At 64.9% G+C, this 24,567-nt stretch carries 24 protein-coding genes and 4 pseudogenes; 12 read left to right on the top strand and 16 right to left on the bottom strand.

The window, feature by feature from the left end; all coding sequences use genetic code 11:
- The first annotated feature begins 70 nt into the window (after nucleotides 1–70).
- On the top strand, nucleotides 71–571 hold the full coding sequence (locus FDN03_RS02570) for a nucleoside deaminase (RefSeq protein WP_138173814.1): 501 nt from the start codon (nucleotides 71–73) through the stop codon (nucleotides 569–571).
- Nucleotides 572–682: 111 nt separating this feature from the next.
- Nucleotides 683–1,114 carry a RidA family protein gene (locus tag FDN03_RS02565; RefSeq protein ID WP_138173812.1) on the top strand — a complete coding sequence of 144 codons (432 nt, stop codon included), beginning with the start codon at nucleotides 683–685 and terminating at the stop codon, nucleotides 1,112–1,114.
- Between the two features lie 3 nt (nucleotides 1,115–1,117).
- Here the strand turns inward: FDN03_RS02565 and FDN03_RS02560 are convergent, their stop codons facing one another.
- From FDN03_RS02560 to FDN03_RS02535, 6 genes are all read right to left on the bottom strand, one after another.
- Nucleotides 1,118–1,708, bottom strand: a complete 591-nt coding sequence (locus FDN03_RS02560; RefSeq protein WP_138173810.1) for a dihydrofolate reductase family protein — start codon at nucleotides 1,706–1,708, stop codon at nucleotides 1,118–1,120.
- Nucleotides 1,709–1,766: 58 nt separating this feature from the next.
- Nucleotides 1,767–2,507, bottom strand: coding sequence for an ABC transporter permease (locus tag FDN03_RS02555; protein WP_138173808.1), 741 nt, complete (start codon nucleotides 2,505–2,507; stop codon nucleotides 1,767–1,769).
- A gap of 1 nt (nucleotide 2,508) precedes the next feature.
- Nucleotides 2,509–3,270 carry an ABC transporter ATP-binding protein gene (locus FDN03_RS02550; protein WP_212743854.1) on the bottom strand — a complete coding sequence of 254 codons (762 nt, stop codon included), beginning with the start codon at nucleotides 3,268–3,270 and terminating at the stop codon, nucleotides 2,509–2,511.
- A 114-nt stretch (nucleotides 3,271–3,384) separates the two neighbouring features.
- Complete coding sequence (locus FDN03_RS02545; RefSeq protein WP_138173806.1) at nucleotides 3,385–4,092, bottom strand: hypothetical protein; 708 nt, start codon at nucleotides 4,090–4,092, stop codon at nucleotides 3,385–3,387.
- The gene (locus FDN03_RS02540) at nucleotides 4,089–4,520 is read right to left on the bottom strand and encodes a hypothetical protein (RefSeq protein ID WP_138173804.1); all 432 of its coding nucleotides are present in this window, start codon (nucleotides 4,518–4,520) and stop codon (nucleotides 4,089–4,091) included. Before FDN03_RS02540 ends, FDN03_RS02545 begins: the two co-directional genes overlap by 4 nt.
- 82 nt (nucleotides 4,521–4,602) lie before the next feature.
- On the bottom strand, nucleotides 4,603–5,232 hold the full coding sequence (locus tag FDN03_RS02535) for a hypothetical protein (RefSeq protein ID WP_138173802.1): 630 nt from the start codon (nucleotides 5,230–5,232) through the stop codon (nucleotides 4,603–4,605).
- Between the two features lie 155 nt (nucleotides 5,233–5,387).
- Here FDN03_RS02535 and FDN03_RS02530 point away from each other — a divergent pair, with 155 nt between their 5' ends.
- Entirely contained in the window at nucleotides 5,388–5,957 is a 570-nt protein-coding gene (locus tag FDN03_RS02530) for a VOC family protein (protein ID WP_171021107.1), read from the top strand.
- A 128-nt stretch (nucleotides 5,958–6,085) separates the two neighbouring features.
- Here the strand turns inward: FDN03_RS02530 and FDN03_RS02525 are convergent, their stop codons facing one another.
- From FDN03_RS02525 to FDN03_RS02505, 5 genes are all read right to left on the bottom strand, one after another.
- Nucleotides 6,086–6,880 carry a siderophore-interacting protein gene (locus FDN03_RS02525; RefSeq protein WP_138173797.1) on the bottom strand — a complete coding sequence of 265 codons (795 nt, stop codon included), beginning with the start codon at nucleotides 6,878–6,880 and terminating at the stop codon, nucleotides 6,086–6,088.
- Nucleotides 6,881–7,164: 284 nt separating this feature from the next.
- Nucleotides 7,165–7,785: a class I SAM-dependent methyltransferase gene (locus tag FDN03_RS02520; RefSeq protein WP_138173795.1), complete on the bottom strand. Its 621-nt coding sequence runs from the start codon at nucleotides 7,783–7,785 to the stop codon at nucleotides 7,165–7,167.
- Between the two features lie 152 nt (nucleotides 7,786–7,937).
- Nucleotides 7,938–8,876, bottom strand: a complete 939-nt coding sequence (locus FDN03_RS02515; protein ID WP_349291703.1) for an ornithine cyclodeaminase family protein — start codon at nucleotides 8,874–8,876, stop codon at nucleotides 7,938–7,940.
- A gap of 5 nt (nucleotides 8,877–8,881) precedes the next feature.
- The gene (locus FDN03_RS02510; RefSeq protein ID WP_138173793.1) at nucleotides 8,882–10,267 is read right to left on the bottom strand and encodes an MFS transporter; all 1,386 of its coding nucleotides are present in this window, start codon (nucleotides 10,265–10,267) and stop codon (nucleotides 8,882–8,884) included.
- A 196-nt stretch (nucleotides 10,268–10,463) separates the two neighbouring features.
- Entirely contained in the window at nucleotides 10,464–11,168 is a 705-nt protein-coding gene (locus FDN03_RS02505) for a GntR family transcriptional regulator (RefSeq protein ID WP_212743853.1), read from the bottom strand.
- A 192-nt stretch (nucleotides 11,169–11,360) separates the two neighbouring features.
- Here FDN03_RS02505 and FDN03_RS02500 point away from each other — a divergent pair, with 192 nt between their 5' ends.
- Both FDN03_RS02500 and FDN03_RS02495 read left to right on the top strand, forming a co-directional pair.
- Nucleotides 11,361–12,386 (top strand): site-specific integrase, encoded by a 1,026-nt coding sequence (locus FDN03_RS02500; RefSeq protein ID WP_138173791.1) that lies wholly within the window; start codon nucleotides 11,361–11,363, stop codon nucleotides 12,384–12,386.
- A gap of 258 nt (nucleotides 12,387–12,644) precedes the next feature.
- Nucleotides 12,645–14,291 (top strand): ATP-binding cassette domain-containing protein, encoded by a 1,647-nt coding sequence (locus FDN03_RS02495; protein WP_138173789.1) that lies wholly within the window; start codon nucleotides 12,645–12,647, stop codon nucleotides 14,289–14,291.
- A gap of 358 nt (nucleotides 14,292–14,649) precedes the next feature.
- On the opposite strand, the gene FDN03_RS02490 is transcribed toward FDN03_RS02495, so the two are convergent.
- Together FDN03_RS02490 and FDN03_RS02485 are read right to left on the bottom strand one after the other, a co-directional pair.
- The gene (locus FDN03_RS02490; RefSeq protein ID WP_138173787.1) at nucleotides 14,650–15,153 is read right to left on the bottom strand and encodes a hypothetical protein; all 504 of its coding nucleotides are present in this window, start codon (nucleotides 15,151–15,153) and stop codon (nucleotides 14,650–14,652) included.
- Nucleotides 15,150–15,398: a type II toxin-antitoxin system HicA family toxin gene (locus FDN03_RS02485; protein WP_212743852.1), complete on the bottom strand. Its 249-nt coding sequence runs from the start codon at nucleotides 15,396–15,398 to the stop codon at nucleotides 15,150–15,152. The genes FDN03_RS02490 and FDN03_RS02485 overlap by 4 nt, the downstream gene beginning before the upstream one ends.
- 559 nt (nucleotides 15,399–15,957) lie before the next feature.
- On the opposite strand from FDN03_RS02485, the gene FDN03_RS02480 reads away from it, so the two are divergent.
- The 6 genes and pseudogenes from FDN03_RS02480 (at nucleotide 15,958) to FDN03_RS02460 (ending at nucleotide 20,777) form a co-directional block, all read left to right on the top strand.
- On the top strand, nucleotides 15,958–16,218 hold the full coding sequence (locus FDN03_RS02480; protein ID WP_138173785.1) for a GlsB/YeaQ/YmgE family stress response membrane protein: 261 nt from the start codon (nucleotides 15,958–15,960) through the stop codon (nucleotides 16,216–16,218).
- Between the two features lie 723 nt (nucleotides 16,219–16,941).
- A complete protein-coding gene (locus FDN03_RS02475; RefSeq protein ID WP_138173783.1) occupies nucleotides 16,942–17,235 on the top strand; it encodes a hypothetical protein in 294 nt (97 codons plus the stop codon).
- Nucleotides 17,236–18,290: 1,055 nt separating this feature from the next.
- Nucleotides 18,291–18,536: pseudogene (locus FDN03_RS16580) on the top strand (transposase); the annotation flags it as partial.
- Nucleotides 18,519–18,707 (top strand): annotated as a pseudogene (locus tag FDN03_RS16575) (IS30 family transposase); the annotation flags it as partial. The pseudogenes FDN03_RS16580 and FDN03_RS16575, both read left to right, overlap by 18 nt.
- Nucleotides 18,708–18,711: 4 nt before the next feature.
- Nucleotides 18,712–19,005: pseudogene (locus FDN03_RS02465) on the top strand (IS3 family transposase); the annotation flags it as partial.
- A 624-nt stretch (nucleotides 19,006–19,629) separates the two neighbouring features.
- Nucleotides 19,630–20,777 (top strand): annotated as a pseudogene (locus FDN03_RS02460) (IS3 family transposase).
- Nucleotides 20,778–21,068: 291 nt separating this feature from the next.
- Here FDN03_RS02460 and FDN03_RS16375 read toward each other — a convergent pair.
- Nucleotides 21,069–21,416 (bottom strand): hypothetical protein, encoded by a 348-nt coding sequence (locus FDN03_RS16375; RefSeq protein ID WP_171021106.1) that lies wholly within the window; start codon nucleotides 21,414–21,416, stop codon nucleotides 21,069–21,071.
- A 117-nt stretch (nucleotides 21,417–21,533) separates the two neighbouring features.
- Here FDN03_RS16375 and FDN03_RS02450 point away from each other — a divergent pair, with 117 nt between their 5' ends.
- Nucleotides 21,534–22,523, top strand: a complete 990-nt coding sequence (locus FDN03_RS02450; RefSeq protein WP_171021105.1) for a P63C domain-containing protein — start codon at nucleotides 21,534–21,536, stop codon at nucleotides 22,521–22,523.
- Between the two features lie 58 nt (nucleotides 22,524–22,581).
- Here FDN03_RS02450 and FDN03_RS02445 read toward each other — a convergent pair whose 3' ends face one another.
- Nucleotides 22,582–22,875, bottom strand: a complete 294-nt coding sequence (locus FDN03_RS02445; protein ID WP_138173775.1) for a hypothetical protein — start codon at nucleotides 22,873–22,875, stop codon at nucleotides 22,582–22,584.
- On the bottom strand, nucleotides 22,869–24,236 hold the full coding sequence (locus FDN03_RS16570; RefSeq protein ID WP_212743851.1) for a peptidoglycan DD-metalloendopeptidase family protein: 1,368 nt from the start codon (nucleotides 24,234–24,236) through the stop codon (nucleotides 22,869–22,871). The genes FDN03_RS02445 and FDN03_RS16570 overlap by 7 nt, the downstream gene beginning before the upstream one ends.
- Between the last annotated feature and the right edge of the window lie 331 nt (nucleotides 24,237–24,567).

The following is a 24,567-nucleotide window of genomic DNA, read 5'->3' as shown; positions in this document are numbered from 1 at the left end:
AACTCGGCGTGGATCTGAGAAGTTCCTAGTCATACTTCACTTTGGCACCGGAGGGTGGTTAGGTGTTGGCATGGCAACTTCCGCATCAATCACCGAGACCGACCGTACGTTCCTGGCCCAGTGCGTGGACTATGCCCGTGAGGCGCTGGAGGCCGGGGACGAACCCTTTGGATCCCTGCTGGTCGATGAGCAGGGCCAGGTGCGCTTCGCCGACCGCAACCGGGTCGCCGAGGGGGACCACACCCGCCACCCGGAGTTCGCGATCGCCCGCTGGGCCGCGGAGAACCTGGCCCCCTCCGAACGTGCCGCCGCCACGGTCTACACCTCCGGGGAGCACTGCCCCATGTGTTCGGCCGCCCACGCATGGGTGGGGCTGGGGCGCATCGTCTACGCCAGCAGCAGCCGGCAGCTGATGGACTGGCACGGCGAATGGGGCGTGGAACCCGGCCCGGTGAAGCCGTTGCCCATCAACGAGGTGGCCCCCGGCCTGGAGGTCGCCGGACCCGATGAGGAACTGAGCACCCAGATCAAGGCGCTGCACGCGCGGCTGAACGGGATCAGCCACAACTAAAAGCCGCCGGCCCCTGGAGGGCGCCGCCTGCTTGGTGACTCCCTGTCCAGGCCGGTCCGTGCCAGGTAGACTCGGTGACCCGGCCCCACGCCCCCGAAGCGAGGACTCCCCATGCCCCAGATCCAGCGCCTGCGCCCCGCGGGGCTCGTGCACTCCCGGGCCTTCAGCCATGTCGCCATCGTCCCGGCCGGGGCCAGCACCATCTATGTGGGCGGGCAGAACTCGGTAGATGAGACCGGTGCCCTGATCGGCGACGACGAGATTGCGGTGCAGGTGAGCCGGGCGCTAGACAACGCCGAAACAGCGCTCGCCGCGGCCGGGGCAGGACTGGCGGACGTCATCCAGTGGAACGTGCTGCTCATCGAAGGGGTGGAACCCGGGGCCGCGTACGGGGTGATCGCCTCCCGGCTGGCCGGTGCGGATCCACCCCTGGTCACCGCGGCGTTTGTCGCAGGCCTCGGCGTGCCCGGTGCGCTGGTGGAGCTTAGCGCCGTGGCCGCCCGCCTGCCCTCGGCTCAGGGGCACCAGGTACTCGAGCACTGAGCTTCAGTGGTTCGGTTCCACGTCGTAGGAGAGGATCAGGCTGCCCAGCTCGCTGGCCTGGCAGCCGGTCAGCCGCAGTTGGCGGGGCGCTGGCAGTGGCCCGAAGAGTTGCTTGCCGGCACCGAGCAGCAGCGGATGTACGAACAGGCGCAGGCTGTCGATGAGATCCTCGGCCAGCAGCTGGCGGGTGAGCATGCCGCTGCCCAGGATCACCATCTCCCCCTGCCCTTCGGACTTCAGCCGGCGCACCTTCTCGCCCACCTCAGCGGCAATCACTTCCGTGTGCCGCCAGGCCGGATCCCGCAGCCTCGTGCTGACCACGTACTTTGGCGTCTGGTTCATGTGCGCGGCGATGGGGTTGTCCCTGCCCACGAACGGCCAGTAGGCGGCCATTTTCTCGTAGGTGCGCCGCCCGAACACGTAGGCGGTGGTGGCTTCCAGCCCCTGCGCGCCGAGCGCCGCGTGGATGGCCGGGGCGTAGCGCGCACCCCAGCCGCCGTGTACGAATCCGCCGCTGCGGTCCTCATCCGGTGAGCCCAGTCCCTGCATGACCCCGTCCACGGACAGGAACTCGACGGCGACCAACTGGCGCATGATGTACTCCCCTGACTGCGAAATTCAATAGGTGACGGTGCTATGCAAACCGGCCAGGCTAGCGCCAGCGGAAGATCCGGGCGGCGATCAGCGCACAGCCCGCGGTCCACACCGCGAAGACGGCCAGCGGCCCAAGGGACACATCCGCCTCAAACCAGGCCGCCTGCAGCGATTGGGCCATCGCCCCGGCCGGGGTCAGCCCCACGACCGGTTCCAGCGCATCGGGCATCAACGGCCCCGGGGTCCACAACCCGGCCGCGAACAGGCTGAGCATGAACACCAGCAGTCCCACCCCGTAGGCGATCTGGGCGCTCGCCGCGCGCGCGGCAATCAGCGAACCGAGCGCCATCATGGACACGCTGCCGCCAACGAACACGGCCAGCACCATGCCCGGGTGGCGTGGGGCCAGCAGCCCGAAGCTCACCGAGGCGATCGCCAGGGCGAGCCCGGCCGCGGCGACCAGCGAGATCAGGGCGATGATCCACTGGGCCAGCAGCAGCCGGAACGGCCCGGCCGGGGTGGTGTCCAGCTTGCGCAGCACCCCGTTCTCCCGGTACCCGGCCACCGAGGAGGGGTAGTTCGTGATGGCCACGCTGGTGGCCCCGACCACCAGGGCCAGCACCACCAGGTGGTCCATGGCGCTCAGCCCGCCCTGCCCGAGCGGGGTCCGGGTGCCGGGGATGATGTAGGCCTGCAACAGCAGCAGGCCACTGGGCAGCAGCAGTGCCATGAACAGCATTGTGGGGTTGCGCAGGAACAGGAGCCATTCGACCCGGGTCAGCGCGAGCAGGGAACGCATGTCATTGTCCTTCCATCACGTTTTGGGCGCCGGCGTCCAGCAGCCGCAGGTAGGCGTCCTCCAGGGTCGCACCGCCCCGGCGCTGCCCGGGCGCCTGCCGGCGCAGCTCGGCCGGGGTCCCGGCAAAGCGCAGCCGCCCCTGGTCGATCACGGCCATCCGGTCACACAGGCGCTCCACCTCATCCAGCGCGTGGGAGACCAGCACCACGGTGACCCCGCCGGCGCGGATTGACTGGACCAGCGCCCAGATCCCGCGCCGGGCCTGCGGGTCCAGCCCGGTGGTCAGTTCGTCAAAGATCGCGATCCGGGGCCGGCCGACCAGGGCGGTGGCGATCGACAGGCGCTGGCGCTCTCCCCCGGACAGGGTGCCGATCCGGCGTTTGGCCCGCTGGCTCATGCCCACCAGCTCCAGCAGTTCCACCGGGTCGGCCGGATCCGGGTAGAGGGCCGCGAACCAGCGCATGGCCTCGCCGACCTTCAGCGCGGCGGGCAGGGTGGTGGCCTGCAGCTGGTACCCCACATGGCGGCGGATCATCTCGCGCTGCAGTGCCGGGTCAACGCCCAGCACCGACAGCGCCCCGGTGTCGGGCTTGATCGTTCCGGCCAGGCATTCCACGGCCGTGGTCTTCCCGGCCCCGTTGGGCCCGAGGATTCCAAAGATCTCCCCCGCCGCCACATGAAGGTCCACCCCGGCCAGGGCCCGCACGTTCCCGAAGGACTTGTGCAGGTTTTCGGCGCGGATCACCGGGTTGCGCATGCTCATGGTGGCCTCCCTCGGCACTACTGTCACCCCTCGGTTGACAGCTATATCGCAAGAATGGCACACCCCGCACGTTCCGTCAATAGGGGGATGACAAATCTGCTGCCGCCCACGCCCCTAGGGCAGCGGGAAGGATTTGGGGACGCAGCTGCTGGTCGCCGGGATCATCCGGATGACGTACCAGAGCACGCAGGTGCCGCCCTGGGCGAGCACGCCCAGCAGCAGGAGCCACGGGTTCAATGGCCCGAAGCCCAGCAGGACGCCAGCGCCGGGAAGCGCCACGGCGAGCACCCCCAAGCCCTGCAGGATCCGCCAGCTGCCGCCCACCGCCACGCTGCGCAGTTCCGCCTGCGCCCGGCGGTCCCAGATCAGCGCGGCGACTTCGACCAGCACCAGGCCAGCCAGGATCCCCGCGCCGAGGGCGGCGGCCTCGGACTGACCGGTGGCGCGCACCGCCTGCACCAGGCCCAGCACCGCCAGCAGCAGGAGCACCAGCTGCAGCGTCAGGGCCAGCTGCACCCAGGGGGCCGGGTCGCTGCGCGTGCGGTCCTGCGCCTTGCGGGCGATGTGCGCCCAGGCGTCGGCCCGGTAGCGGCGCTCCACATAGCTGGTGATGCTCAAGCCCACGATGGGTCCCAGCAGTGGGGTGAAAAGATTGCCGCTGATGCCCAACAAGAAGATGATGGCGGCGGCCAAGATGATGGGTGAGGCGGCCAGCTGCAGGAACATGGCCAGCAGGTAGTAGCGCCGGGCCGGCGCGAAGTCGACGGGGTGCAGCAGCGCGGGCGCCTGTCCACGCACCGGTTCCCGCCGGCGCGGGCTCATGACCCGCCGAGCCCGCCCTCGGCGCGCACCCGCTGCCCGTTGCGGCCGATCTCGTACACCTTCTGGCGTGAGACGCCCAGGCTCGCGCCGACGGCGATGGCGCTGAAGTCCTCCAGCAGCCCATCCACCGCCACCGCCCGGACCGCCGAGGCGCGGGAGACCAGGTAGGCCGAATGCGCGGCGACCTCTCCGGCCAGCAGTGCGACCGCCAGCAGCCCGCCGAAGGGCTGCTCCCAGCCAGGCGTGTTGGAGCGCATTGCCACATCCAGCTGGGCCCCGCCATCGGCGATGGCCTGGGCCACCAGCTGCGGCCGCACCCCGGCCTGCTCGAAGCGGGCGGCGATCTCCTGGATCTGTTCGGGCTCGCGGTGGGCCAGGACCTGCTGCCAGGTGGTGCTGGTGGTCTCGAGCCTGCGCCCGTTGCTCATGATCTGCCCGCCTTTGAACTCAACTAGCCGGTGGCCACCTGTCAATAGGGAGTTTACTCGCTTCGCGGTCCCGCCGATAGGGCTAGGCGGGGAACAGTCCCCACGCGGCCAGCAGCAGGGCCACCCCCAATCCCAGGTCCAGCACGAAGCAGAATTCGGTCAGCGACCGCTCGACCACCTTGTTGCGCACAAAGTGGATCACATCCCACACGCAGTGGCTCAATGCTGCCGCCGCGGCCAGGTAGGCGGCGAGCACCGGCTGGCTCAGCATGGCGCTGAGCGCCAGCGCGCTGAAGCCCAGGAAGGCGACGCCCTGCAGCGCCACTTCCCCGCGCCGCCCGCCCGGGGCGCGCACCAGCCCGTAGAGGCCCACGCCGATCCCAAGGGCCAGGCCCGCCACGGTCTTGTCCACTCCGGCCAGCGCGGCGGCGAACACCACCACGATGCTCAGCCCCACCATCAGCCAGCCGGCCCGGGCGAAGCCCAGGGCCGCGGCCCCGAGGTAGCACATGGCGGCCAGGATGATCACCAGCGAGGCCAGGTGCGCGTCCGGCCCATCGGAGATGTTGGCCAGGAGCGCCAGCAGCCCCACGACCGAGGGCCAGCGGGCCCAGATGAGCCGCGGCAGTGTGGCAAGACCCGCGTTCGACTGCCGATGCCCGAGCCCTGCGGGGGCGAGTTGTCCATCCAGGTTTTCATGCCGATTCTCCATGGCCAGTCCATTCCAGCCGGCGGCCGCACCCTCGGGTTTCCGCGGCCGCCGACTCATTTTGTCAATAGGGTATTGACACAGTAGACCCGGCGACTTACGGTGTCAACCTAGGGATGACACGACGGGGTGTTGCCCACGCCGAAAGGTTCAGGAAGATGTACACGCTAGCCCCACTGCTGCTGACCGACGACCCGGACAGCGCCCTCAACTGGTACCGCACCGCCCTGGGCGCCACGGTGGTCGGCCAACACCGGCGCGCCCCACGCGGCCCGGCCCAGGAAACCACCCTGGACATCCACGGCGCGGCGGTGCTGCTGCGCACCCTGGATGACCCAGCATCCTCCACCACGGCACCGAACGGGCCGGTCAGCCTGCACCTGATGGTGGATGACGTGGACGCGGTGGCCCACGCCGTGAAGCTGACCGGGGTGAAACTGCTGACCGAGCCGCAGAACCATCAGGAGCAGGGCCGGGTCGCGGACTTCTGCGACCCCTTCGGCCACCACTGGCACCTGCGCGCCCCGGGTCCGGCGACCCCCAACCGCGCCCGGCGCACCCGCGCCGAACGACGCGAGCTGAACCGGGAACGCTGGCACACGCTGCGCGCGGTGGCCCGGGCGGGACTGGCTGAACCCTCGCGGGAGGCGATGGACACCATCCCCGAATACCGCAAGGTGCGCGGGGAAGCGCTGCGCTACCTCACCCTGCGCAACGTCAACCGCTGATGATCCTTCGCCCCGTCGCGCACGTGGCCGGGCGAAGGATCCGCCCGCCACCCGGTCGGCACCGAGCACTGCTGGCGGCAGACACGGCTGCGCAGCAGCAGAGGCCCTCACCGAACACCTCACAGCGGCTACCCCTGGGCGCGGCCCAGCTCCCAGTAGCCGGAGAAGGTGACGTTGGATTTGGGCACTCCGCGCTCGGAGACCAGGTGGCGGCGCGCACCGGTGGCCAGCGCGGACTCGCCGACCGCGAAGGCGTAGCGGTCCGCATCCAGCGGCAGCTCACGCAGGACCGGCAGCGCCGCGCTGCCCGGGGCGGCGCCCGGCTCACGCACCAGCCAGCGCACGTTCATCCCCTGGGGCGCCGGTACGTCCTGGCGGTCGCGTTCATCAAAGAGTTCAATCAGCGCCTCACCCACCGCGTCGCGCGGCATGTCGCGCAGGATCCCCAGCGCGACGGGCATCGCGCTTTCATCGGCGATGATCAGCTGCCGGGCCGCCGGCACCGGGTTCCAGCCGCACCCCTGGTCGATGAAGGCCACCGGGGTGCCGGGCTGCACGCTTGCCGCCCACGGCCCGGCAACCCCTTCGGTGCCGTGCACCAGGAAGTCCACGTCCATTTCCCCCGCACCGGCGCGGAATTGGCGGATCGTGTAGTTGCGGATGACCGGGCGGGTGCCCTTGGGCAGCGTCAGGTAGTTCAGGTAGCCGCCGACCCCGAACTTTGCGGGCAGGTTGTCGAAGCGGGAGTGCGAGTCCAGCGGGATGGCCAGCCGGAACCACTGGTCAAAGCCCCGGTATTCGAAACGCTCCAGGTCCTGCCCGCCGAAGGTCACCCGGGTCATGTTCGGGGTGATGCGTTCACTGCGCTGCACCTGGCAGCGCACCAGCCCGGAATCGGCATGGGTTACGGCGATATTGCTCATCGCGGCGTCCTATCCGCCGGCACCCGCCGGGGAACGTGAGCCCTGATGGTCCGCCGGCTTGTGTCGTGGCCGAGGAACCTGGTGGCCCTCGCTTGGCAGGGCGCCACGCAGCGAAAGCCGTGGCGCCAACGGGCCAGCCACGCTCCCACCGTGCTCAGCGGCGGGGCGGCCGGCCAGGAGCACAATTCAATGCATGCTGCTCCACGTCAATAACCGTTGCCGCCCATTGTGTCCCGCGGCGAACCCGGACCGCAAGAAAAGGCCGTCTTCGGCTGGAACAGGGGCTACCCGGGCTGGTCGCCGCGTCCAAGCACGGCCACCAGAAAATCACTGGCTGGCCCATGCAGCTGCCAGGTCGAATAGCGCTGCTGCAGCCGCAGCCCGCATTCGGCGGCATCCGATTCGAACGTGTCGAAGTCATAGCCGCGCCCGGCGCCGAAGCCGACCACGAGCCGGCCGGTCGGCGCCAGGTGCCCGGCCAGGTGGCGCAGGGCCGGCAGCCGCTCGTCCTCGGCGAGGAAGGTCAGCACGTTTCCGGCGCTGACGATCAGGTCGAACTTTCCGGGTGCGTCCTGCTGGCCCTGCAGGTCCAGGCTGGCGAGGTTGCCGACGAACCACTGCGCCTGCGGGTAGTCTTCCCGGGCCACGGAGATCAGGTGTTCATCCAGGTCGACGCCCACCACCCGGTGGCCCTGGGCGGCAAGCCAGCCGCCGATGCGACCGGTGCCGCACCCGGCATCCAGGATGCGGCTGCCGCGCTCGGCCATCGCGTCAATCATCCGGGCCTCGCCGTAGATGTCGCTGCCCTCGGCGGCCAGCCGGCGCCAGCGCTGCGCGTAGTTGTGGGCATGGTCCGGATTGGCTCGAACGGCGGCAAGCCACACGTTTTCCCTAGGTGCACTCATGGCCCCAGTATCCCAGTGCCGCCCGGTGAGAATGAAACCGGTATCGGCTGGATCTGCCGACAGGCAAATATGGCGCGGGCCGCGGCACCGGGAATCCTTCTCCCGGCACCGCGGCCCGCGCTCTTTGCCAAACGCCTCGGCGGCGCCACCGGTTAGCGGGTTTCGTGCACTCCCACGGCGATGGCCAGGTCCTGCCAGGACATCCCGGTCCCCTTGAACACGTTCGGCCGGTCGGTGGCCCGCTGGATTTGGCCGCGCACCAGGTCCCGCAGCGTGTGCAGTGACTCGGCCGACAGGTCCGGGTCCTCGGCCATGGCCTGGATCAGGTCCCCGGCCTCGCGCAGGGCCGTGTCCACCTCCTCCACCACGATCAGTGAACGGCCCATCAGGTCCGCGTCCAGTTCCCGATACTGCGGTTCGTGGGAGCCCATGGCCACCACCGCCGCCCCGTCCTTGATGAGCGATCCGTCAAAGAGCGGCTCGGTGGCGGAGGTGGCGCACACGATGATGTCCGCCTGCCCCAGGTCCGCCTGGGTGGCCGGGCGCGCGGCCAGCCCCAGCTGCCGGGTGCGGGCGATCAGCTCCTGCACCTTTTCGGGGCTGCGCCCGCAGACCATCACCTGCTCCAGGTCGCGGATCTCGGCCATCGCCTGGATGTGGCCCCAGGCCTGCGGGCCGGTGCCGTACACCAGCAGGGTGCAGGCCCGGGGCGCGGCGAGCCGGTTCACCGCGGCGGCCGAGACCGCCGGGGTGCGCAGCGCCGTGAGCAGCGAGCCCTCGATCATCGCCTGCGGGGTCAGGGTCAGGGCGTCCATCAGGATGTAGGTCGCCTGGATCCGCGGGCGGCCGTGGGACGGGTTCTGCGGTCCCACGGAGGCGACCTTGATCCCGGACCATTCACCGATCGTGGAGGGCATCAACAGCAGGTGCCCGGTGCCGGCCGGGGCGTGGAAGCGGGCCGGGTCATCGGCCGGGTCGAAGTCCCCGCCCAGGGCCTGCTCGATCAGCTGGCGGGCGCGGGCCGGGGTGATCGCCGCGGCCACCTCATCGGCGCCGTACCAGCGCGGGGCGTGCTCGAACATTGTGCTCATCTTTCCTATTTCACTTCCGTCATGCTCAGCCCGTCCGGCAGCCCGCCGGGCAGGTCGTGGTTCGTCTCGGGGTGTTCGGTGGCCGGGTTCTCGATCGAGTCATCGGCCCGGGCCACCTTCGGGGCGAAGGAGACCGCGATGATCGAGAGCACCGCGATCGCGGCGATGTACAGCGCGATCGGCACCCAGGACCCGTCGAAGCGGGCCAGCAGGAAGGTGCACAGCAGCGGGGCGGTGCCCCCGGCCAGCGCGGCGCCGATCTGGTAGCCCAGGGTCACCCCGGTGTAGCGCACCCGGGTGGAGAAGATCTCGGAGGTCAAGGTGCCCAGGGTCGCGGTCACCGGCGGCCAGACCACGCCCAGGCCCACGATCACGGCCATGAACACCGCCCAGTCGGCCCCGGTGCCCAGCAGCAAGAAGAACGGGGCGGCGAACAATCCGATCACCACGGCGCCGCACAGGTACACCTGCAGCCGGCCCCACCTATCGGCCAGCCAGCCCATCACCGGGATCATCAGGGTGCTGGCCAGCGCCCCGGCGCTGACCGCGTTCAGCACGGTGGAGCGCTCGTAGTCCAGGGTGCCGGTGGCGTAGCTGACGACGAAGGTGGCGAAGATGTAGAACGGCGCGGTCTCCACGATCTTCGCGCCGATGGCGATCAGCACCGAGCGCCAGTGGTGGCGCAGCGTCTCGGCGATCGGCAGCTTGGCCACGTCCCCGGTGGCCTGCTGCTTCTTGAACGCCGGGGTCTCCCCCAGCCCGCCGCGAATCCACAGCCCGATCACGATCAGCACGATGCTGGAGATGAACGGCAGGCGCCAGCCCCAGGACTCAAAGGAGGCCTGCGGCAGCAGGCTGACCAGGGAGAAGGCGATGGTGGCCAGCAGCATGCCGATGGTGATCCCGGTCTGCGGGATGCTGCCAAACAATCCCCGCCGGTTCTTCGGCGCGTACTCATAGGCCAGCAGCAGCGCCCCGCCCCACTCCCCGCCGATGGCCAGGCCCTGGATGATCCGGCACAGGATCAGCAGCACCGGGGCGAGCATCCCCACCTGGGCGTAGGTGGGCAGCAGGCCGATGGCCACCGTGGCCCCGCCCATCAGCGAGAGCGTGACCACCAGGGTCTTCTTGCGCCCGATCCGGTCCCCGATGTGGGAGAAGATGATCCCGCCGAACGGGCGGATGAAGAAGGTCAGCGCCAGGGTCGTGTAGGAGAGCATCTGGGAGATGTACGGGTCATCGGAGGGGAAGAACTGCTTGTCGAAAATGAACGCCGCCGCCGTCGCGTAGAGGAAGAAATCGAACCACTCGATGGCCGATCCGCTCAGGCTAGCGGTCAGCACCTTGGGATAGCTCACCTTCTTCGGTGCCGCGGAAACCTGTTGACTCATGTCCTTGCCCATCTGCCGTGCGCCCCCACCCGCTTCCCCGCCGGGTGCGGCCGGGGATGCGCGGTGGTAGCGCGATCTGGTCATTGAAAGCCCGTGACCTGCGCCACGAACAGACACCACAGTAAAATTTTACTGTCGGTTAAGCAAAAGGCCCAGCTCACAATGGCCGGGCCAGCAGGGTGAAAAAGTGTGCGGATTACGTCGCTGACGTGCGGTTCTGCTCCCCGCGTCCGGCCCACACGCCCCGGGTGTGTCCGATGTGGCGGCGCATCAGCTCGGCCACCGCCCCGGCGTCGTGGGCGATCATCAGATCCAGCAGCTGGCCGTGCTCCCGGGCGGTGTTCACCAGCTGCCCGGCCTCGGCCAGCTGCGCCAGCCCGGACAGCCGGGCCCGGGAGCGCAGTTGGCGCACGTTGTCCACCAGGTGCCGGTTGCCGGCCAGGGCCAGGGCGCCCAGGTGGAACTCGGTGTCCACCGCAATGAACTCGCGCAGCTGCCCGCGCTCGGCCGTGGAGTTCAGCGTCTTAGTCAGCGGGCGCAGCTGCTCCAGGTCCTCGCGCCGGGCATGCAGCGCCACCTGGGCCATGGTGGGCACCTCGATCAGCGCGCGCAGCTCGGCCAGCTCATCCAGGTCCCGGTCGCTGAACCCCACGATCCGGTAGCCCTTGTTGCGCAACGCCTCCACCAGCCCCTCGCGGGCTATGTCGATCATCGCCTCGCGCACCGGGGTGGGTGAAACCCCCAGCATCTCGGCCAGGGCCGGGGCCGAATAGACCTGCCCGGGCACCAGGGTGCCGGCCACCAGGGCGTCGCGAACCGCATCGGAGACCTGCTGGCGCAGGCTCACCGCGCCCCCGCGCCCGCTCAGGCGCACCTGGAACGGATCCTCAATCACAACCACCCAATCACCCTCTGCCACCACAAAAAACCTGTTGCCGAACCGGAGCCCCAGTATCTCAGCCCCACGGCGCTTGCGCGAAACAATGACCCTCTCCCGGGCGCCGCTTGTCCCCAGTGCGCCCGGTCATCCACCAGTACCGGAGCCGAAGCGGGTGAGACTGGTGGGCACCCCCGAACAGTTGGGAGGCAAGAAATGGAACCAGCAGCCGAGCCCGCAAACCTGCCGGCACGCCCGGGGCCCCGCAGCCCCGCCCCGGGACCCGTGGTGGGCGATCTTTTGCGCCTGTGGCAGGCCAGCAGCCTGCACTGGCGGGCCTCGACCCGCATCGCGGCGGCCTCGGACATCCGCGCCCACCTCATGCCCTACTGGGGCCACTGGCAGCTGGAGGCGATCCGCCGGCGGGACATCCAGGCGTGGGTGGCCCACCTGGACTACGCACCGCGCACCGTGGACACCATTTTCGGCCGGTTCCTGGCGTTCCTTTCCTGGTGCGTGGATGAGGAACTGCTGCAGAAGAACCCGGGCCACAAGATCCGCCTGCCGCCGCCGAACCCGCGCGAACACGTGTTCCTGACCGTCGCGCAGGTGCGGGCCCTGGCCGATTCCGCCGGCGAACGCCACGCGCCGCTGATCTGGCTGCTGGCCAGCACCGGGCTGCGCATCGGGGAGGCGGTGGAACTGCGTGGCCGGGATCTGCAGCCGGAACTGCGGCGGCTGCGGGTGGAGCGTTCGGTGGTGTTCGTCAACGGCGGGCCTGCGGTGGTGGGGCCTCCCAAGAACGGGCAGCCGCGCAGCGTGGCGCTGACCGCGCAGCTTATGGGGCTGCTGCAGCCCCTGGCCGCGCCGCTGGATCCGGACCGGCTGCTGTTCACCAGCGCCCGCGGAGCCCAGATCCGGCCCAACAACTTTCGGCGCCGCAGCTTCACCCCGGCCGTGCTGGCGGTCAACGCCGCGGCCCGGGACGCCGGCCCGCAGGCGGTCCGCCTGCCCGAACAGCTGCGGGTTCACGATCTGCGGCATACGGCCGCCAGCTGGATGGTCGCCTCCGGCGCCTCGGTCAAGGTGGTGCAGCGGATGCTGGGGCACGCCACCGCGGCCATCACCCTGGACACCTATGCGGGGCTGTTCGACCACGAACTCGATGACGTCGCCCGGCGCCTGGACCGGATGCTCACGGACAACCCCGATGGGGACGCAAACCGCAAGGGCGCGCGGTGAGCCACGACCCCGGCCACGATTCGATCACACCCGCTGTTGCCGCACCCGTGCCGCGTGCTAGCGTTGAACCATGCAATATTTGCTGTTCCTCTAACGGTGATCGCGGCCAGCCGCGCTCGTTGAGTCTGCTCCGAGCGCGTGGTCATGCGTCCATGACCCCAGTGGTCACCGTTTTGCGTGCCCCCACACCCCTTATCAGTGCCTGGTCTATTCTGCCCTGCCTGCTGCGGTGCGGCGCGCCCACCCAAAAGGAACACCGTGCCTATCACTGCCCCAACCTTCCCTGCCCGTTCGCGCGCCCAAATCGTCCTGTCCGACATCTGGCTGGCCCTTGGCGCCAACCCCATCCTGCGTGGGGTGGACCTCGTGGTCACCCCGACCTCCCGCATCGCCGTGGTCGGGGAAAACGGCCGCGGCAAATCCACGCTGCTGCATGTGCTCTCCGGGCACCTGACCCCCGACAGCGGCCAGGTCACCCGCATCGGCACCCTGGGCATCGCCGAACAGGAGATGTCCACCAACGATCAGCGCACCGTGGGTGAAGTCGCCGCCGCGGCGGTCCGGCACGCGGTCGCGGCGCTGGAGCAACTCGATGCCGCGGCCACCGCCCTGGCCGAGGGAACACCCGGCGCCGATGACCGCTACGCCCAGGCCCTGGAACTGGCCCTGGCGCTGGACGCCTGGGACGCCGAACGGCGGGTGCGGGTGGCCATGGAGGCCCTGGATGCCGAACCGGACTGGGGCCGGCCGCTGGCCGAGCTCTCCGTCGGCCAGCGCTACCGCGTGCGTCTGGCCTGCCTGATCGGCGGCGATGACGACTTCCTGCTGCTCGATGAGCCCACCAACCACCTGGACCGTGCCGGGCTGGACTTCCTGACCACCGCGCTGAAGTCCCGCCACGGCGGGGTGGTCATCGTCAGCCACGACCGGGCACTGCTCGCCGACGTCGCCGAGACCCTGATCGACCTGGACCCCACCTACGATGACCGCCCGCGCGTCTACGGCGGCGGATACGCCGGCTACCGTGAGGGGCACCGGGCCGAAATCGAGCGCTGGGAACAGCAATACGCGGCCCAGCAGACCGAGCGGTCCCGGCTGCAGGATGACCTCAGCGCAGCCCAGAACCGGCTCATCAGCGGGTGGCGCCCGGAGAAGGGCACCGGAAAACACCAGCGGGCCACCCGCGCCGGCGGGCTGGTGCAAAGCGTCCGCCGCCGGCAGGCGGCCCTGGACGCCCAGGCGCTGACCGTGCCCGCTCCCCCACAGGCCATCCACTTCCCCGAGCTGACCTCCCGGGCCGGTGCGGCGCTGGTCGCCGCGGAAGGCGTGGGAGTCCCCGGCCGGCTGGCCCCGGTATCGGTGACGGTGCGCGGCCGCAGCCGGCTACTGATCACCGGGCCCAATGGTGCCGGGAAATCAACCCTGTTGGTGATCCTCGCCGGGGAGCTGGACCCGGATCAGGGAGCGGTTCACCACTCGGCCCACGCCCGGCGTGCCTTCCTGCAGCAAGAGTCGGCGCTGCCGTTGGAACAGCGGGCGAGCACGGTCTACGCCAACCACGTGGACCGGCTGGTCGCCGCCGGTACGGTGCCCGACAAACGGGTGGTGGGGTTGGCGAGCCTGGGACTGCTGCGCTCGGCGGAAATGAACAAGCGGGTGGGAGAGCTGTCCATGGGACAGCAGCGCCGGCTTGACCTCGCGCTGGCCCTGGCCGCACGACCGAACCTGCTGTTGCTCGATGAGCCGACCAACCACCTGTCCGTCACGCTGGTGGACGAGTTGACCGAGGCCTTTGATGCGACCGAGGCCGCGGTTGTGCTTTCCAGCCACGACCGGCAGCTGCTCCGGGATCTGGGGCACTGGCCCCAGCTCGGGCTGCGTCCGACTTCGAGTCAGGAATCATAGTTCCGCAATGATCCCCAAGGCACCGAATGTGCGCGTTCAAACCGAGAGTGAATAAATGCGCCCGAAAATTAGAGTGGCCGTTCCGGATTCCCATCCGGCCGTCGCTACGTCCCGGACCGAACCCTGGCACGGCCATAGCTGAGTTTCCGGGTACGCCTTCCGATTTTCTGCACCTGCTTCCACACGTTAGACAACGCGCGGGAAACGAACAGTAACGGAACTTATGACGGTTTCCGAAGGTGCAAAACCCCATAGGACCGAGCTCAGTCCAGCGGAGGCTGCGATTATTCGAATCATAGGGACGGCACTCACCAGGGACTCCAAGCACGTCACGGCCGCGCAATTTCAGCACAAGGTGCTACTCAAAATGGACGCGCAGTGGCTTGCCTGTAAACCTTGCGGCAAAAGCCAAATCAGTTGGCTTCACTTCGGAGTACCCAAAGACACGCAGGTTTTGTGACACTGGCTTTGCGCCTGCAGCGGGTGCCTTCTTTTGTTCGATCTGCGTGACGCGTCCCGCGCTAATCTGCAGTAGTTGGGCGACCTCTCGGACCGTCAGCCCGGAATCGTGGCGTAAGACATTTACAGCGTCGAAGCTTGCTTTGGAAGCAGCGGCGAGCTGCTGCTGAGCGTCGCGCATCTGCTCGCGCGCGGCGTTCACCGCTTCAGCGGCTTCGTCTTCCAAAACAATGTTGACATCCACTTCCACTGCCTCTGGTTCAATTTGCAACAGGTCTACCGCAAGGGAACGGGACATACTTTCGATTTCGGTGAGACGTTTGGCCTGAGTCATAAATCCGAGTTCCGGAACTTCAATAGCCCACCATCCCTCGGATTGAGTTGCAATGGCGGTGATCTTCATGGTGTTTCCTCTGGCGATTCGTCTACTTCTGGCTTCTGTCTAAATTCTGCTATGACAATTTCTGCTTGTCTGATAATCCCCTTCGCAGTCCTCTCGTTGATTTCACTATGGCGGGGAACCGGGAGAACTTTATCTTTGATGACATACATGCTGTGGTTTCCGCCTTCGCGCAAAAGTTCAAACGGCAGACCTTCTGCGCCGGCCATCCCCTTAAGCCGATTCAACAGGTGAGCGCGTTTCATCACAATTATAGTTTAGAGGCATAAGCTCCATGCGTATAGCGGCCTAAGCGGCGGCAAGAGCAGTTTAGCAGGGGGGCATAACGCAGTTCAGCACACGACTTCCGCACCCTTTTCTACTACTTGAGCGAAATACTCCATCCACAGCTCGGACGGTCCGCTGCGGCCAATTCGCAGCAAGTAAATTGCGGCGCCTGCTTTGCTCATGCAGCTACGCCGCCGAACTCGTGGTAGTTATCTGGCGCAGTCCCGGCGTAGTTGATGACGCCGCCCTCCACTGCATTATCTGTAGATATCACGCACTCAAACTACTGGCAGTGGTCATTCCTCTATCCTCTTAGCCAAGCCGACCTGACTAGCGCGGAAGATCGGACCATCGACGCTCCCCCGCTTGTGCCGGACTTTGCGGCCATCGCTTCATGTCTAGTTCGAATAGCTTTTGACACTTCTTTTGGCGTGTCCTTGCAGATTTGCGCACCCAATTCCATACTTACGGGTAATGTTTTCCGGGTGCATCACAGTCCTGATGCTGAACGAAGTCACTCAATCCGTTTAGGAGGAAGTAATGGGTTTCATAGGTTGGATTGTTTTGGGCCTGATTGCCGGTGCGATCGCGAAAGCGATCAAGCCAGGTGAGCAAGGTGGCGGCTGGCTCGTGACCTTGCTGCTGGGTGTTGTTGGCGCCATCGTTGGCGGTTGGATTGGATCCGCGATCTTCGGAGTCGGAGTCGACGAATTCTGGTCCCTGTCAACCTGGTTGCTGGCCATCGGCGGTTCGCTGATCGTCCTCGTTATCTGGGGACTGCTCACGCGCAAGCGGGCTTAACCTGCACGACTGAACGGGGTCTTACCTTTAGGGTAAGACCCCGTTCTTTATAATCACGAATCCCCCAACTCGTTCCAGTACAGCATCAGTGAGACCTGATTTCCACGGCGTGAAGCCCTCTATCCTCAATGGAGGAGAAGTCAACGGGGCAAAACAGAAGTCCCAGCGCCATCCTGATGTGCGTCTTTGAAAAATATGCGGAAGTTGATGCAGACAGTGGCCTCGTGTCAGTGAAACGAGACTGGCTGGGCCGGGAGATCTACGTTGTCTGAGAACTTCACAGGCAAGCATCAGGCGGATAAAAGGCTCGGCTACCTCTCGCTGCATGCACCGTGTCTCCCAGCAGCAGCTTGCGCTCCCGTTCGCTCAGCATGTGAGCACGCGCTATGCGAACACCCTTGGTGGGCACACCACCGCTGGGTTCGGGGAATTAAGGCCACAACGGTGAATTTCAAGGCCCAATCCGGCTGGAGGACCAGTTCGTATCCGCTTGTAAGCCCCAGGCGCTGACCCCGCAGCCGCAAAGGGCCCCAAGGGCACGTATTTGACTCCCTTTGACCACAATAGTGAAACCAATGGGCGAGCGATTCCACGTGCCGCCACCGCCTGGTGGAGAATCTCTGAAGATCCAGGAACAAGCCAAGACCTGAACCAACCAAAGCGCCCCTGGCAGTTTCCCGGTAGCCACCCCACTTCGGGTCGGTGCTGGATTAGTGTTGGTGCATGTCTGATTCCCCCGATTCGCGGTCCCTTGATGGTGAGGAGGGGCGAAAGTTCACGCACAATGGCCGACAACACCAGTTGCTGAGGCTGAACCCAGATCCGAACGCCAGGAAAACCCACTACGTACCGCATCGCCCGGTGTCTGTCATCCTGCCTGTGCTGAGCGCCAAGGTGTCCGTTCGCGGTCTGGCCACCGTAAAAGCCCAAGGCCTTATACATGTTCTAGTCTCGGACGACACGGGAGAATTCTTCGGAATTTGGTGCTTCGCGGAAGACACGGCATTCGATAACTAACTTGTCATGCGCCGGACCGGTTGATCCGGCGAACGCCAAGTTGTCGCAAACAGCGGAGGGGCACTGCGATTTCCGGCCGCTGGTGGCGCAGCCACTGGACCCTGACAGCCGCGGCGCGGGACGCAGTTTGTACCACATCGACCAGACGAAATGCTACAGACTCAGAATCGATCAGAGGAAGGTGCTGCCAGCAGGCCAGCATCAGGAATCAGCCATGGGGTCGTGCGTCTCGTAGGAGTTAGAAGACCGCTGGCCTTCGCTAGCCGGCAGCGATCGGGGCGCGCAGTTAGAAGACGCCTCTGCTCTGGAGGAAAATCCCAAGGTCGGATGAGGTTTCATGACGGGCGGAAGTATGCTGCTCACTCAAGCTGTCGTTCGGGACCCAGATGCGGTTCTTGAGCGCTAAACGCCACCTTGTTCCACCCGCACCGGGCACATTTCCAAAGAACTTCACGCATCACAATCCTCTGGTCTTGCTGCTGTCCTTCGTCGTGCCCCCCATCGTCTTCCCACCGTTGCTCCTGATTATCTTCATCGATGAATCGGTACGTCTCGGTCTCTGTGAGCGAGCTACGGTAACATCTAGGACAAATTTGTGGCCTGATCATTTGCTGTCCGCCTTCCTATAGCACTTACCCCTCGCAAGATATGCTGAATGCGGGGCGACTAGTCAATGAAATTGCGATGATGCCCAGGCTCAACAGACTGAATATATCTGGCTAATGCCCAGTTGACCTGATTCACAGGACGAGCCGGATCCTGAAAGAACCAGTGCTCGTAAAACATCTGACGGAAGCGCCTGCTTCATCTGTTCGTCGTGCGATTTTAATTCACGGCACAGTCGCTGCGACAGGATACTGGAAAGCGCCCTGACTATAGCACCTACCACTACGTTTTCAGTCTACGCGTCTTTCCTGGGAATTGATATCGAATGTGCCCGTCAGTACGCTCACGCAGGAAGGTATGTCGTCCCGGCGTCCTACGGGTCTGCTGCAGGTTTGGTTGACACTTCGACCGCATAATCTCTTATGGTTTGCTGAAAGAAGGAACAAACCATGCCGAAGATCTACTCCGACGAATTCAAGCATGACGCAGTGGCGCTACTGGAGACTGGCATCTCGCAGCCCCAGGTCAGCAAGGACCTGGGAGTCTCGAAAACCGCGCTGCAGACATGGGCGCGTGATGCCCGGCTCCAGTCTCATGGAATGAGTCCCTCTGCTGATGCTGATGAGCGTAAGGAGATGTCCCAAGCGCTCAATCGCATCAGGGAGCTGGAGATGGAGAACGAGGTGCTGCGTCAGTACTTCCCGAAAGGCACCGACCTCTCCCGCTGGTCAGCCGAAGACCTCGAAGCTGTCGCCCTCGCACTGAACAATCGGCCCCCGAAAGTCCTCGGCTGGAAGACGCCAGCCGAAGTCTTCGCCGAGCAGATCCACTCACTCAAAACCGATGGTGTTGCAACGACCGGTTGAACTCACCCAATTTCGGTACAAGAAGTTCACCCAGGCCTTGGAGCGCCACGACCTGGTCGGTTCCATGGGACGTGTCGGGGCAGCTGGTGATAATGCAGCCATGGAATCGCTCTTCAGCCTGCTGCAGAAGAATGTGCTGGACCGTCAGTGGTGCTCCAGTCGTCAGCAGCTGCGTTTGGCGATCATCGCCTGGCTGGAAGGGAAGTATCGCCGCAAGCGCAAGCAGCGACGGTTGAGGAAAATGACCCCGGTCCAGTTCGAAGCTAAAATGCTCGAGTCCGTCGCTCTGGCGGCATAAACTCCGGTGTCAACCAAACCTTCAGCAGACCCCTTCATTTGCGGCGGCAGTGCACATCCTAGAACGCCTCAGTCCCAAAAAGCTTTGCCCAGCGACCGCCCATCTTCGATCACCTTGTCCGCTCATGATCTACCCTCTGGGAATGAGATACTACCAACGAGGTGACACCGTCGATGCCGCAGACCTCAACACCGCGTACACTATCTTTCCGGAGATCCATCTCGCCTATGCCTGTGCCGCGTACTGTGTTCTCAAACGGGGTCATAAGGTGCACCACATCGGAGCCAGCCACGAACTTGTTGTGGTGGCCGCCTGGGAGTATCGCTGCGAAATCCGTTCTTGGAAGGCCAGACGACGGGTTCAATCGAGGGATGTCGTGGCGCGTCCTCTGCGGGGCATGGGCAACTGCGGCAACGGAGGCGGGGGCACGCCACCGCGGCCATCACTCATGACACTTTTGCTTGCCTCGTAGTTCACGATCTCGAAGACGTTGCTCAGCCCACGAAGAGCTTGCTGGAAACCGCGTAGGCCGGACAGCTTGGGGTGGTTGGGTCCCCGTGTAGGAGTCCGGTGACTATGTGAGTTTCATGTCCCAGAATGGACGCAGGAGGAAATTCACCAGTTATGACACGTAGACATACCCCCGAGCAGGTCATCACGAAGGTCCGGCAGGGCCAGAAAATGCCCAACGAAGGACGGCCCCTCATCGAGCTCGTCAAGGAACTGCAGGTCACCGAGGCAGCATGGTACCGGTAGCTGAGCCAGTACGGGTCCGAGAAGAACGCTGAGGCGACGAAACGAGCCAAGGAGCTGGCGAAGGAAAACGCCAGACTCAAACGACTTCTCGCCGAGAAAGAGCTCACCATCGACATCCTGAACGAGGTGCCCAAGGGAAAATTCTGAGACCCGAACCACGCCGCCGCGCCGTGCGCATGGTGATGGAGAAGTTCGGAGCATCGGAACGCTTTGCCTGCAAAGTGCTGGGGCAGAACCGCTCGGCCCTGCGCAAGAAGAAACCCGAAATTAGTTTCGAAGAATCACGGCTGCGCGCCGACCTGCGGGCTGTGGCGCAGAAACATCCTGCGTGGGGTTGGAGGAAGGCCCGCTGGCACGTGCCTACCCAGCCGCAGTGGCAGAACATGGCACTGAACAAGAAGCGGGTACGCCGGCTCTGGCGGGAGGAGAGACTGGTCTGCAAACCCAAGCTGAAGAAGAAACGCCGGACCGGCCCGGACGCGGGCGAATAAAAGCGACTGAAGGCCGAATGCCCGATGCACGCTATCAGCTTCGACTTCCAGTCCCAAGTCAGTTCCTGCGGCCGCCACATCCGCTTCTTCAACGTCATCGACGAATACACGCGCACGGCGCTGGCCATCGTGCCGCGGCGTTCGTTCAAGGCCTGCGACGTGGTCGCGGTGCTGGAGAACATCATCGACGAGACCGGCATCGAACCGGTGTTCGTGCGCTGCGACAACGGTCCGGAATTCACCGCCGCCGCGCTGATCGACTGGTGCAACACCGCTGGTGTGAAGACCGCGTTCATCGACCCGGGATCGCCCTGGCAGAACGGGTTTATCGAATCATTCAACGCCCAGTTCAGAAGGGAAGAACTCTGCGGAGAAATCATGGACACCATGTCCGAAGGAAAGTACTTGGCCGAGGAGTGGAAAGACATCAACAATCATGAACGGCCCCACGGGTCCCTGGACGGAATGACACCATCCAACTACTGGGATCAGTGGACCGCAGACCAGCAATTAGCTATCGCATAGCTGCTGGACTGCTAAAGGGGGCCTAATCAGGGGCAGTTTGGGAACCGATTTAGCCCCAGCAACCGCAGGCCAACCCTCGGAAATACGCGGAAGTTTGAACGACGGAAAATCCGTCAGGCAACAGGAAAACCCGCTATCATCAGTCAATTAGGACTAATCATAGCGGGTTCTGTGTGGTGGGCCCTACCGGGATCGAACCGATGACATTCACGGTGTAAACGATCATGTGCGCCCAGCAAACACGCGGTCAAAACAGGCGCGGGACGGTTCTGGGACGGTTTGCGCCCTGCCCTACTCCCCCGGCACTTCCTGGCTATAGACCGTCCAGGGGTCTGCCCGGTATTCGATCCGCTGGTCCTCGGCGGCGTGCCAGGCGTGGTCGTCCTCGGTACTCGCCCAGATGCTGTCAGCGCGCCGGATCCGGGTAGCGGCCGCGGTGGGCACCCACTTCACTTCCCGCTGACCCGTGGTGACCCTGTTCAAGATCCGGGTCGGGTACTCGATGAACACCTCACCCTGGTTCCAACCGATGACTTGAGCATGGAAACGGCGGTCACCTCCCCGTACTTCAACGTAGGGGCGGCGGTTGGGTTCGTAGCGGCGCATGCCCTCAAATCGGGGGTCCTGTGTATTGGTCACAAGTTGACTGTACTCGCAGATAGCCCGGTGGCATGCTTGCCGATAGTAAGCATTAGCGGTAGTCTTATGCTTACTACAAGCAAGCATGGTCGACGGCATGGAAGGTTAGTGATACGGATGGCGGGGAATCTCGATGCGAGCGCTGGTGGTAAAGCGAGAGCGAAAGCACTCTCTAAAGCCGAAAGGTCTGAAATAGCGCGAAAAGCAGCAGAAAAGAGATGGGGATCGAAAATCGAAAAGGCTACCCACAGCGGCGAGTTGATCATAGGTGATAAGACCATCTCCTGCGCCGTTCTTGAGAATGGCACTCGCCTGATTACGCAAGAATCCTTTCTGACGGCACTCGACCGCGCACCCAAGGCCAAGGGTGGAACAGGCAGCGCGGGGTCGACAATCCCACCGTTTTTAGCTGCAAAAAACTTACAAATGTATGCCACCGAAGAACTGCGATCGAAGTGGACAGCCGTTCGGTTCCGCAATAAAGGGAACACGATTTCTTACGGGTATGACGCTGACATCCTCCCCGATGTTTGTGAAATCTACCTTTCCGCCAGGGATGACGGAAACGATCTGCATAGTCAGCAAAACGCGATACGCGCTGCAGAGCTAATCATGAGAGGGCTTGCCCGTGTGGGCATCACTGCCCTGGTTGATGAAGCGACCGGCTACCAGGAAGTTCGAGCCCGGGATGAACTACAGCAGATTCTGGATGAATTCGTTCAAGCAGAACTTCGGCCATGGATGAAACGCTTTCCTGACGAGTTCTTCAAAGAGATCTACCGTATCAATGGGTGGGCGTATAAGCCCGGTCAGTCAAAGAGAACGCCGTATGTTGGCAAGTTAGTCAATAAGTACATCTACGACCAATTAGCGCCGGGGGTGAAGGAAGAACTGCAGCGCCTGAATCCCAAGAATGATAACGGGAACAGGTCGCACAAGCATCATCAGCACCTAACCGAAGAAACTGGATTGACAGCGCTAGACCGACAGATTTCGAATGTCACTTTGCTCCTCCGCATCTCTCCCACTAAGGAAAAGTTCGAGGAGCTGTTCGAGGAAGCTTTTCCTCCTCCACAGCAACGGCTGCCCCTGGTTATCGAAACCTAGGTTAATTGTCCAAGCAAAAAACCGCCCCACCCTCGCAATGAGGGTGGGGCGGTTTTGTTTAGTCGGGCTGGCCGAGGTTCGTGACAGCATCCTGCACCGGGTCAGCAGGTGGTTCGACGTTGTTGCGCGCCAGCGCCGCCGTGACGAGCCCAAGCACACCGGCCAGGATGCCGACCAGCGTCACCACCAGGGTGATGAAGCTGTTCACCTGGTCGATGCTGATCAGCCCCATCGTGACGATGACGGCCAGCACCACCGCGCTGAACACGATGGCCGCGGTGTAGATGCCCTTGCGGGTTCTGGCGTCGTTGAGCCCGGTTCCTTTTGCTTCGTACTTGCCCATGGTTACCATGCCTGCACTTTCTTGAGGTTGCTGATCAGGTTTGCGTTGGTCCACTTGTTCCGCTTGAGCACGTCGGCCTTGCGCCGGTGGGTGGGAGCGCCGAGCCAGCCGTCGACTTTGAGTTTCGGGGTGGTGGACTTCATCTTGTTCAGGGCACGCTGCAGGCGCTTGTTGTACTCGTAGACGTCCTGGGTGAGCGGGCCCCAGTATTCGTCCTGCACGAGCCCGTGGTGCTTCTGGAAGGCCCGGACCCCGGCCTTCTGCTTCGGCCCGTCCTCCCCGTCTGGGTAGCCGACGTCCAAGCCCATGTTGGTGAGCGCTTTCTGGATGGCTGTGTTGTCGGCCTTGCTGTTGACCTTCTTCACCGGGGCGGGCTTCCCGGCGGGCTTCACCTCAGCCGGGGCGCTGCCGCCGGCATTGAGCGGCGGGGTCTTGCCGACGGTGATGCCCTTGCGCTTCAACCATGCCTCCGGGTCGAAGTAGTTCCCGTACCCGGTCCCGTTCTCCCGCACCCCCATGTGCAGGTGTACGCCGGTGACGTTGCCGGTGCGGCCGGTGCGGCCGATCACCTGCCCAGCCTTCACCCGCTGCCCCTCGCGGACGTAGATCTTGGACAAGTGCCCGTAGTTGGTGCGGATGCGGTCGGAGCCGTTGGCGTCCTTGAGGATGCCGTGGTCGATGACGATGATCAGGCCGGAGTGACCGGGTAGCACGGCGCCACGCTCCGGGCCGCCGATATGTTCGATGACGCCGTCAGCGACCGCGTACACCTCGGTCATGTCCCCCACGTGGGGGCCAGCCCAGTCGGTGCCCATGTGCTGGCGTCCCCCGTGCAGTCCGTCGAAGCTATCGGTGCGGTAGGTGCCTGCGGGTAGGGGGCTGGAAAACTGGGTCACGGTTTCTCCTTCTGGTTCGGTGAGGTCCAGGAATTCTTCCCATCGGCCCTCAGCTCGGATCCGGGACGGGCAGTCCTTCCCGGAATGGTCAAAGTGCTGCTCCACGTTGGCGCGGGACCAGCCGTGTTCGATGCGCTTCATGCGCACCACCGCGGCGGCGTTACGGAACGCGGCGTTGAAGTCGCCGTCCTCGTTCACGCAGATCTCCACGGCCAGGCGGGTGGTGTTCGCTTCTCGGTTCCCGGCGTGCCAACACTGCGCCGTGTCTGGGTAGGACTGGACGGCTTCCTTCTCGTCCACCGTGATATGCCAGGACGCGTCCCGGCTGTTCCCGTTCTTCTGCAGGTTCGCGTGCGCCGCGGCGTTCGCGCCCCGACTGGTGTTCCCGGTCTCGTGCACGACCACACCGAGAAGCGGATTCACCCCGCCATAGGTATGCTTGTTCTTGGTGACCAGCTGCTGTCTGATCTTCACGATGCGGCCCTCCTTCGGGCATGAGAAAAGCCCCGCCACAACCCGTGACGGGGCAAAAAATATGACCGCACTGTGGCGGTCTAGTTGTCGTTCAGCTGAGGCCAGGGCCGCACCTGCTCCGGCGGTACACCCTGCCCGATCAAGTCACTGCGCAAAGCTGACGCGTACTCGCTAATCTTTCGCCGCTTCCGGGCCTCACGATCAGCCCGCTCCTGCGCCGCATCAGCCCGCGCCCGCTCCCGCTCCGCGTCCTCCCACGCCTCATTCCGCTGAGTACGCATATCAGCGTTACGGGCCTTCTCCCGGCCCGCCTTGCCAGTAAAGAACTTGA

The organism is Glutamicibacter sp. V16R2B1 (assembly GCF_005774635.1).
Classification (GTDB): domain Bacteria; phylum Actinomycetota; class Actinomycetes; order Actinomycetales; family Micrococcaceae; genus Glutamicibacter; species Glutamicibacter creatinolyticus.
This window is presented reverse-complemented; position numbering and strand designations above follow the sequence as displayed.

What these genes read in the sequence shown, in the direction of transcription:
- FDN03_RS02570 (WP_138173814.1), top strand. Translation starts at nt 71, where the DNA reads ATGGCAACTTCCGCATCAATCACCGAGACCGACCGTACGTTCCTGGCC.
- FDN03_RS02565 (WP_138173812.1), top strand. Translation starts at nt 683, where the DNA reads ATGCCCCAGATCCAGCGCCTGCGCCCCGCGGGGCTCGTGCACTCCCGG.
- FDN03_RS02560 (WP_138173810.1), bottom strand. Translation starts at nt 1,708, where the DNA reads ATGCGCCAGTTGGTCGCCGTCGAGTTCCTGTCCGTGGACGGGGTCATG.
- FDN03_RS02555 (WP_138173808.1), bottom strand. Translation starts at nt 2,507, where the DNA reads ATGCGTTCCCTGCTCGCGCTGACCCGGGTCGAATGGCTCCTGTTCCTG.
- FDN03_RS02550 (WP_212743854.1), bottom strand. Translation starts at nt 3,270, where the DNA reads ATGAGCATGCGCAACCCGGTGATCCGCGCCGAAAACCTGCACAAGTCC.
- FDN03_RS02545 (WP_138173806.1), bottom strand. Translation starts at nt 4,092, where the DNA reads ATGAGCCCGCGCCGGCGGGAACCGGTGCGTGGACAGGCGCCCGCGCTG.
- FDN03_RS02540 (WP_138173804.1), bottom strand. Translation starts at nt 4,520, where the DNA reads ATGAGCAACGGGCGCAGGCTCGAGACCACCAGCACCACCTGGCAGCAG.
- FDN03_RS02535 (WP_138173802.1), bottom strand. Translation starts at nt 5,232, where the DNA reads ATGGAGAATCGGCATGAAAACCTGGATGGACAACTCGCCCCCGCAGGG.
- FDN03_RS02530 (WP_171021107.1), top strand. Translation starts at nt 5,388, where the DNA reads ATGTACACGCTAGCCCCACTGCTGCTGACCGACGACCCGGACAGCGCC.
- FDN03_RS02525 (WP_138173797.1), bottom strand. Translation starts at nt 6,880, where the DNA reads ATGAGCAATATCGCCGTAACCCATGCCGATTCCGGGCTGGTGCGCTGC.
- FDN03_RS02520 (WP_138173795.1), bottom strand. Translation starts at nt 7,785, where the DNA reads ATGAGTGCACCTAGGGAAAACGTGTGGCTTGCCGCCGTTCGAGCCAAT.
- FDN03_RS02515 (WP_349291703.1), bottom strand. Translation starts at nt 8,876, where the DNA reads ATGAGCACAATGTTCGAGCACGCCCCGCGCTGGTACGGCGCCGATGAG.
- FDN03_RS02510 (WP_138173793.1), bottom strand. Translation starts at nt 10,267, where the DNA reads ATGAGTCAACAGGTTTCCGCGGCACCGAAGAAGGTGAGCTATCCCAAG.
- FDN03_RS02500 (WP_138173791.1), top strand. Translation starts at nt 11,361, where the DNA reads ATGGAACCAGCAGCCGAGCCCGCAAACCTGCCGGCACGCCCGGGGCCC.
- FDN03_RS02490 (WP_138173787.1), bottom strand. Translation starts at nt 15,153, where the DNA reads ATGAAGATCACCGCCATTGCAACTCAATCCGAGGGATGGTGGGCTATT.
- FDN03_RS02480 (WP_138173785.1), top strand. Translation starts at nt 15,958, where the DNA reads ATGGGTTTCATAGGTTGGATTGTTTTGGGCCTGATTGCCGGTGCGATC.
- FDN03_RS02475 (WP_138173783.1), top strand. Translation starts at nt 16,942, where the DNA reads ATGTCTGATTCCCCCGATTCGCGGTCCCTTGATGGTGAGGAGGGGCGA.
- FDN03_RS02450 (WP_171021105.1), top strand. Translation starts at nt 21,534, where the DNA reads ATGGCGGGGAATCTCGATGCGAGCGCTGGTGGTAAAGCGAGAGCGAAA.
- FDN03_RS02445 (WP_138173775.1), bottom strand. Translation starts at nt 22,875, where the DNA reads ATGGTAACCATGGGCAAGTACGAAGCAAAAGGAACCGGGCTCAACGAC.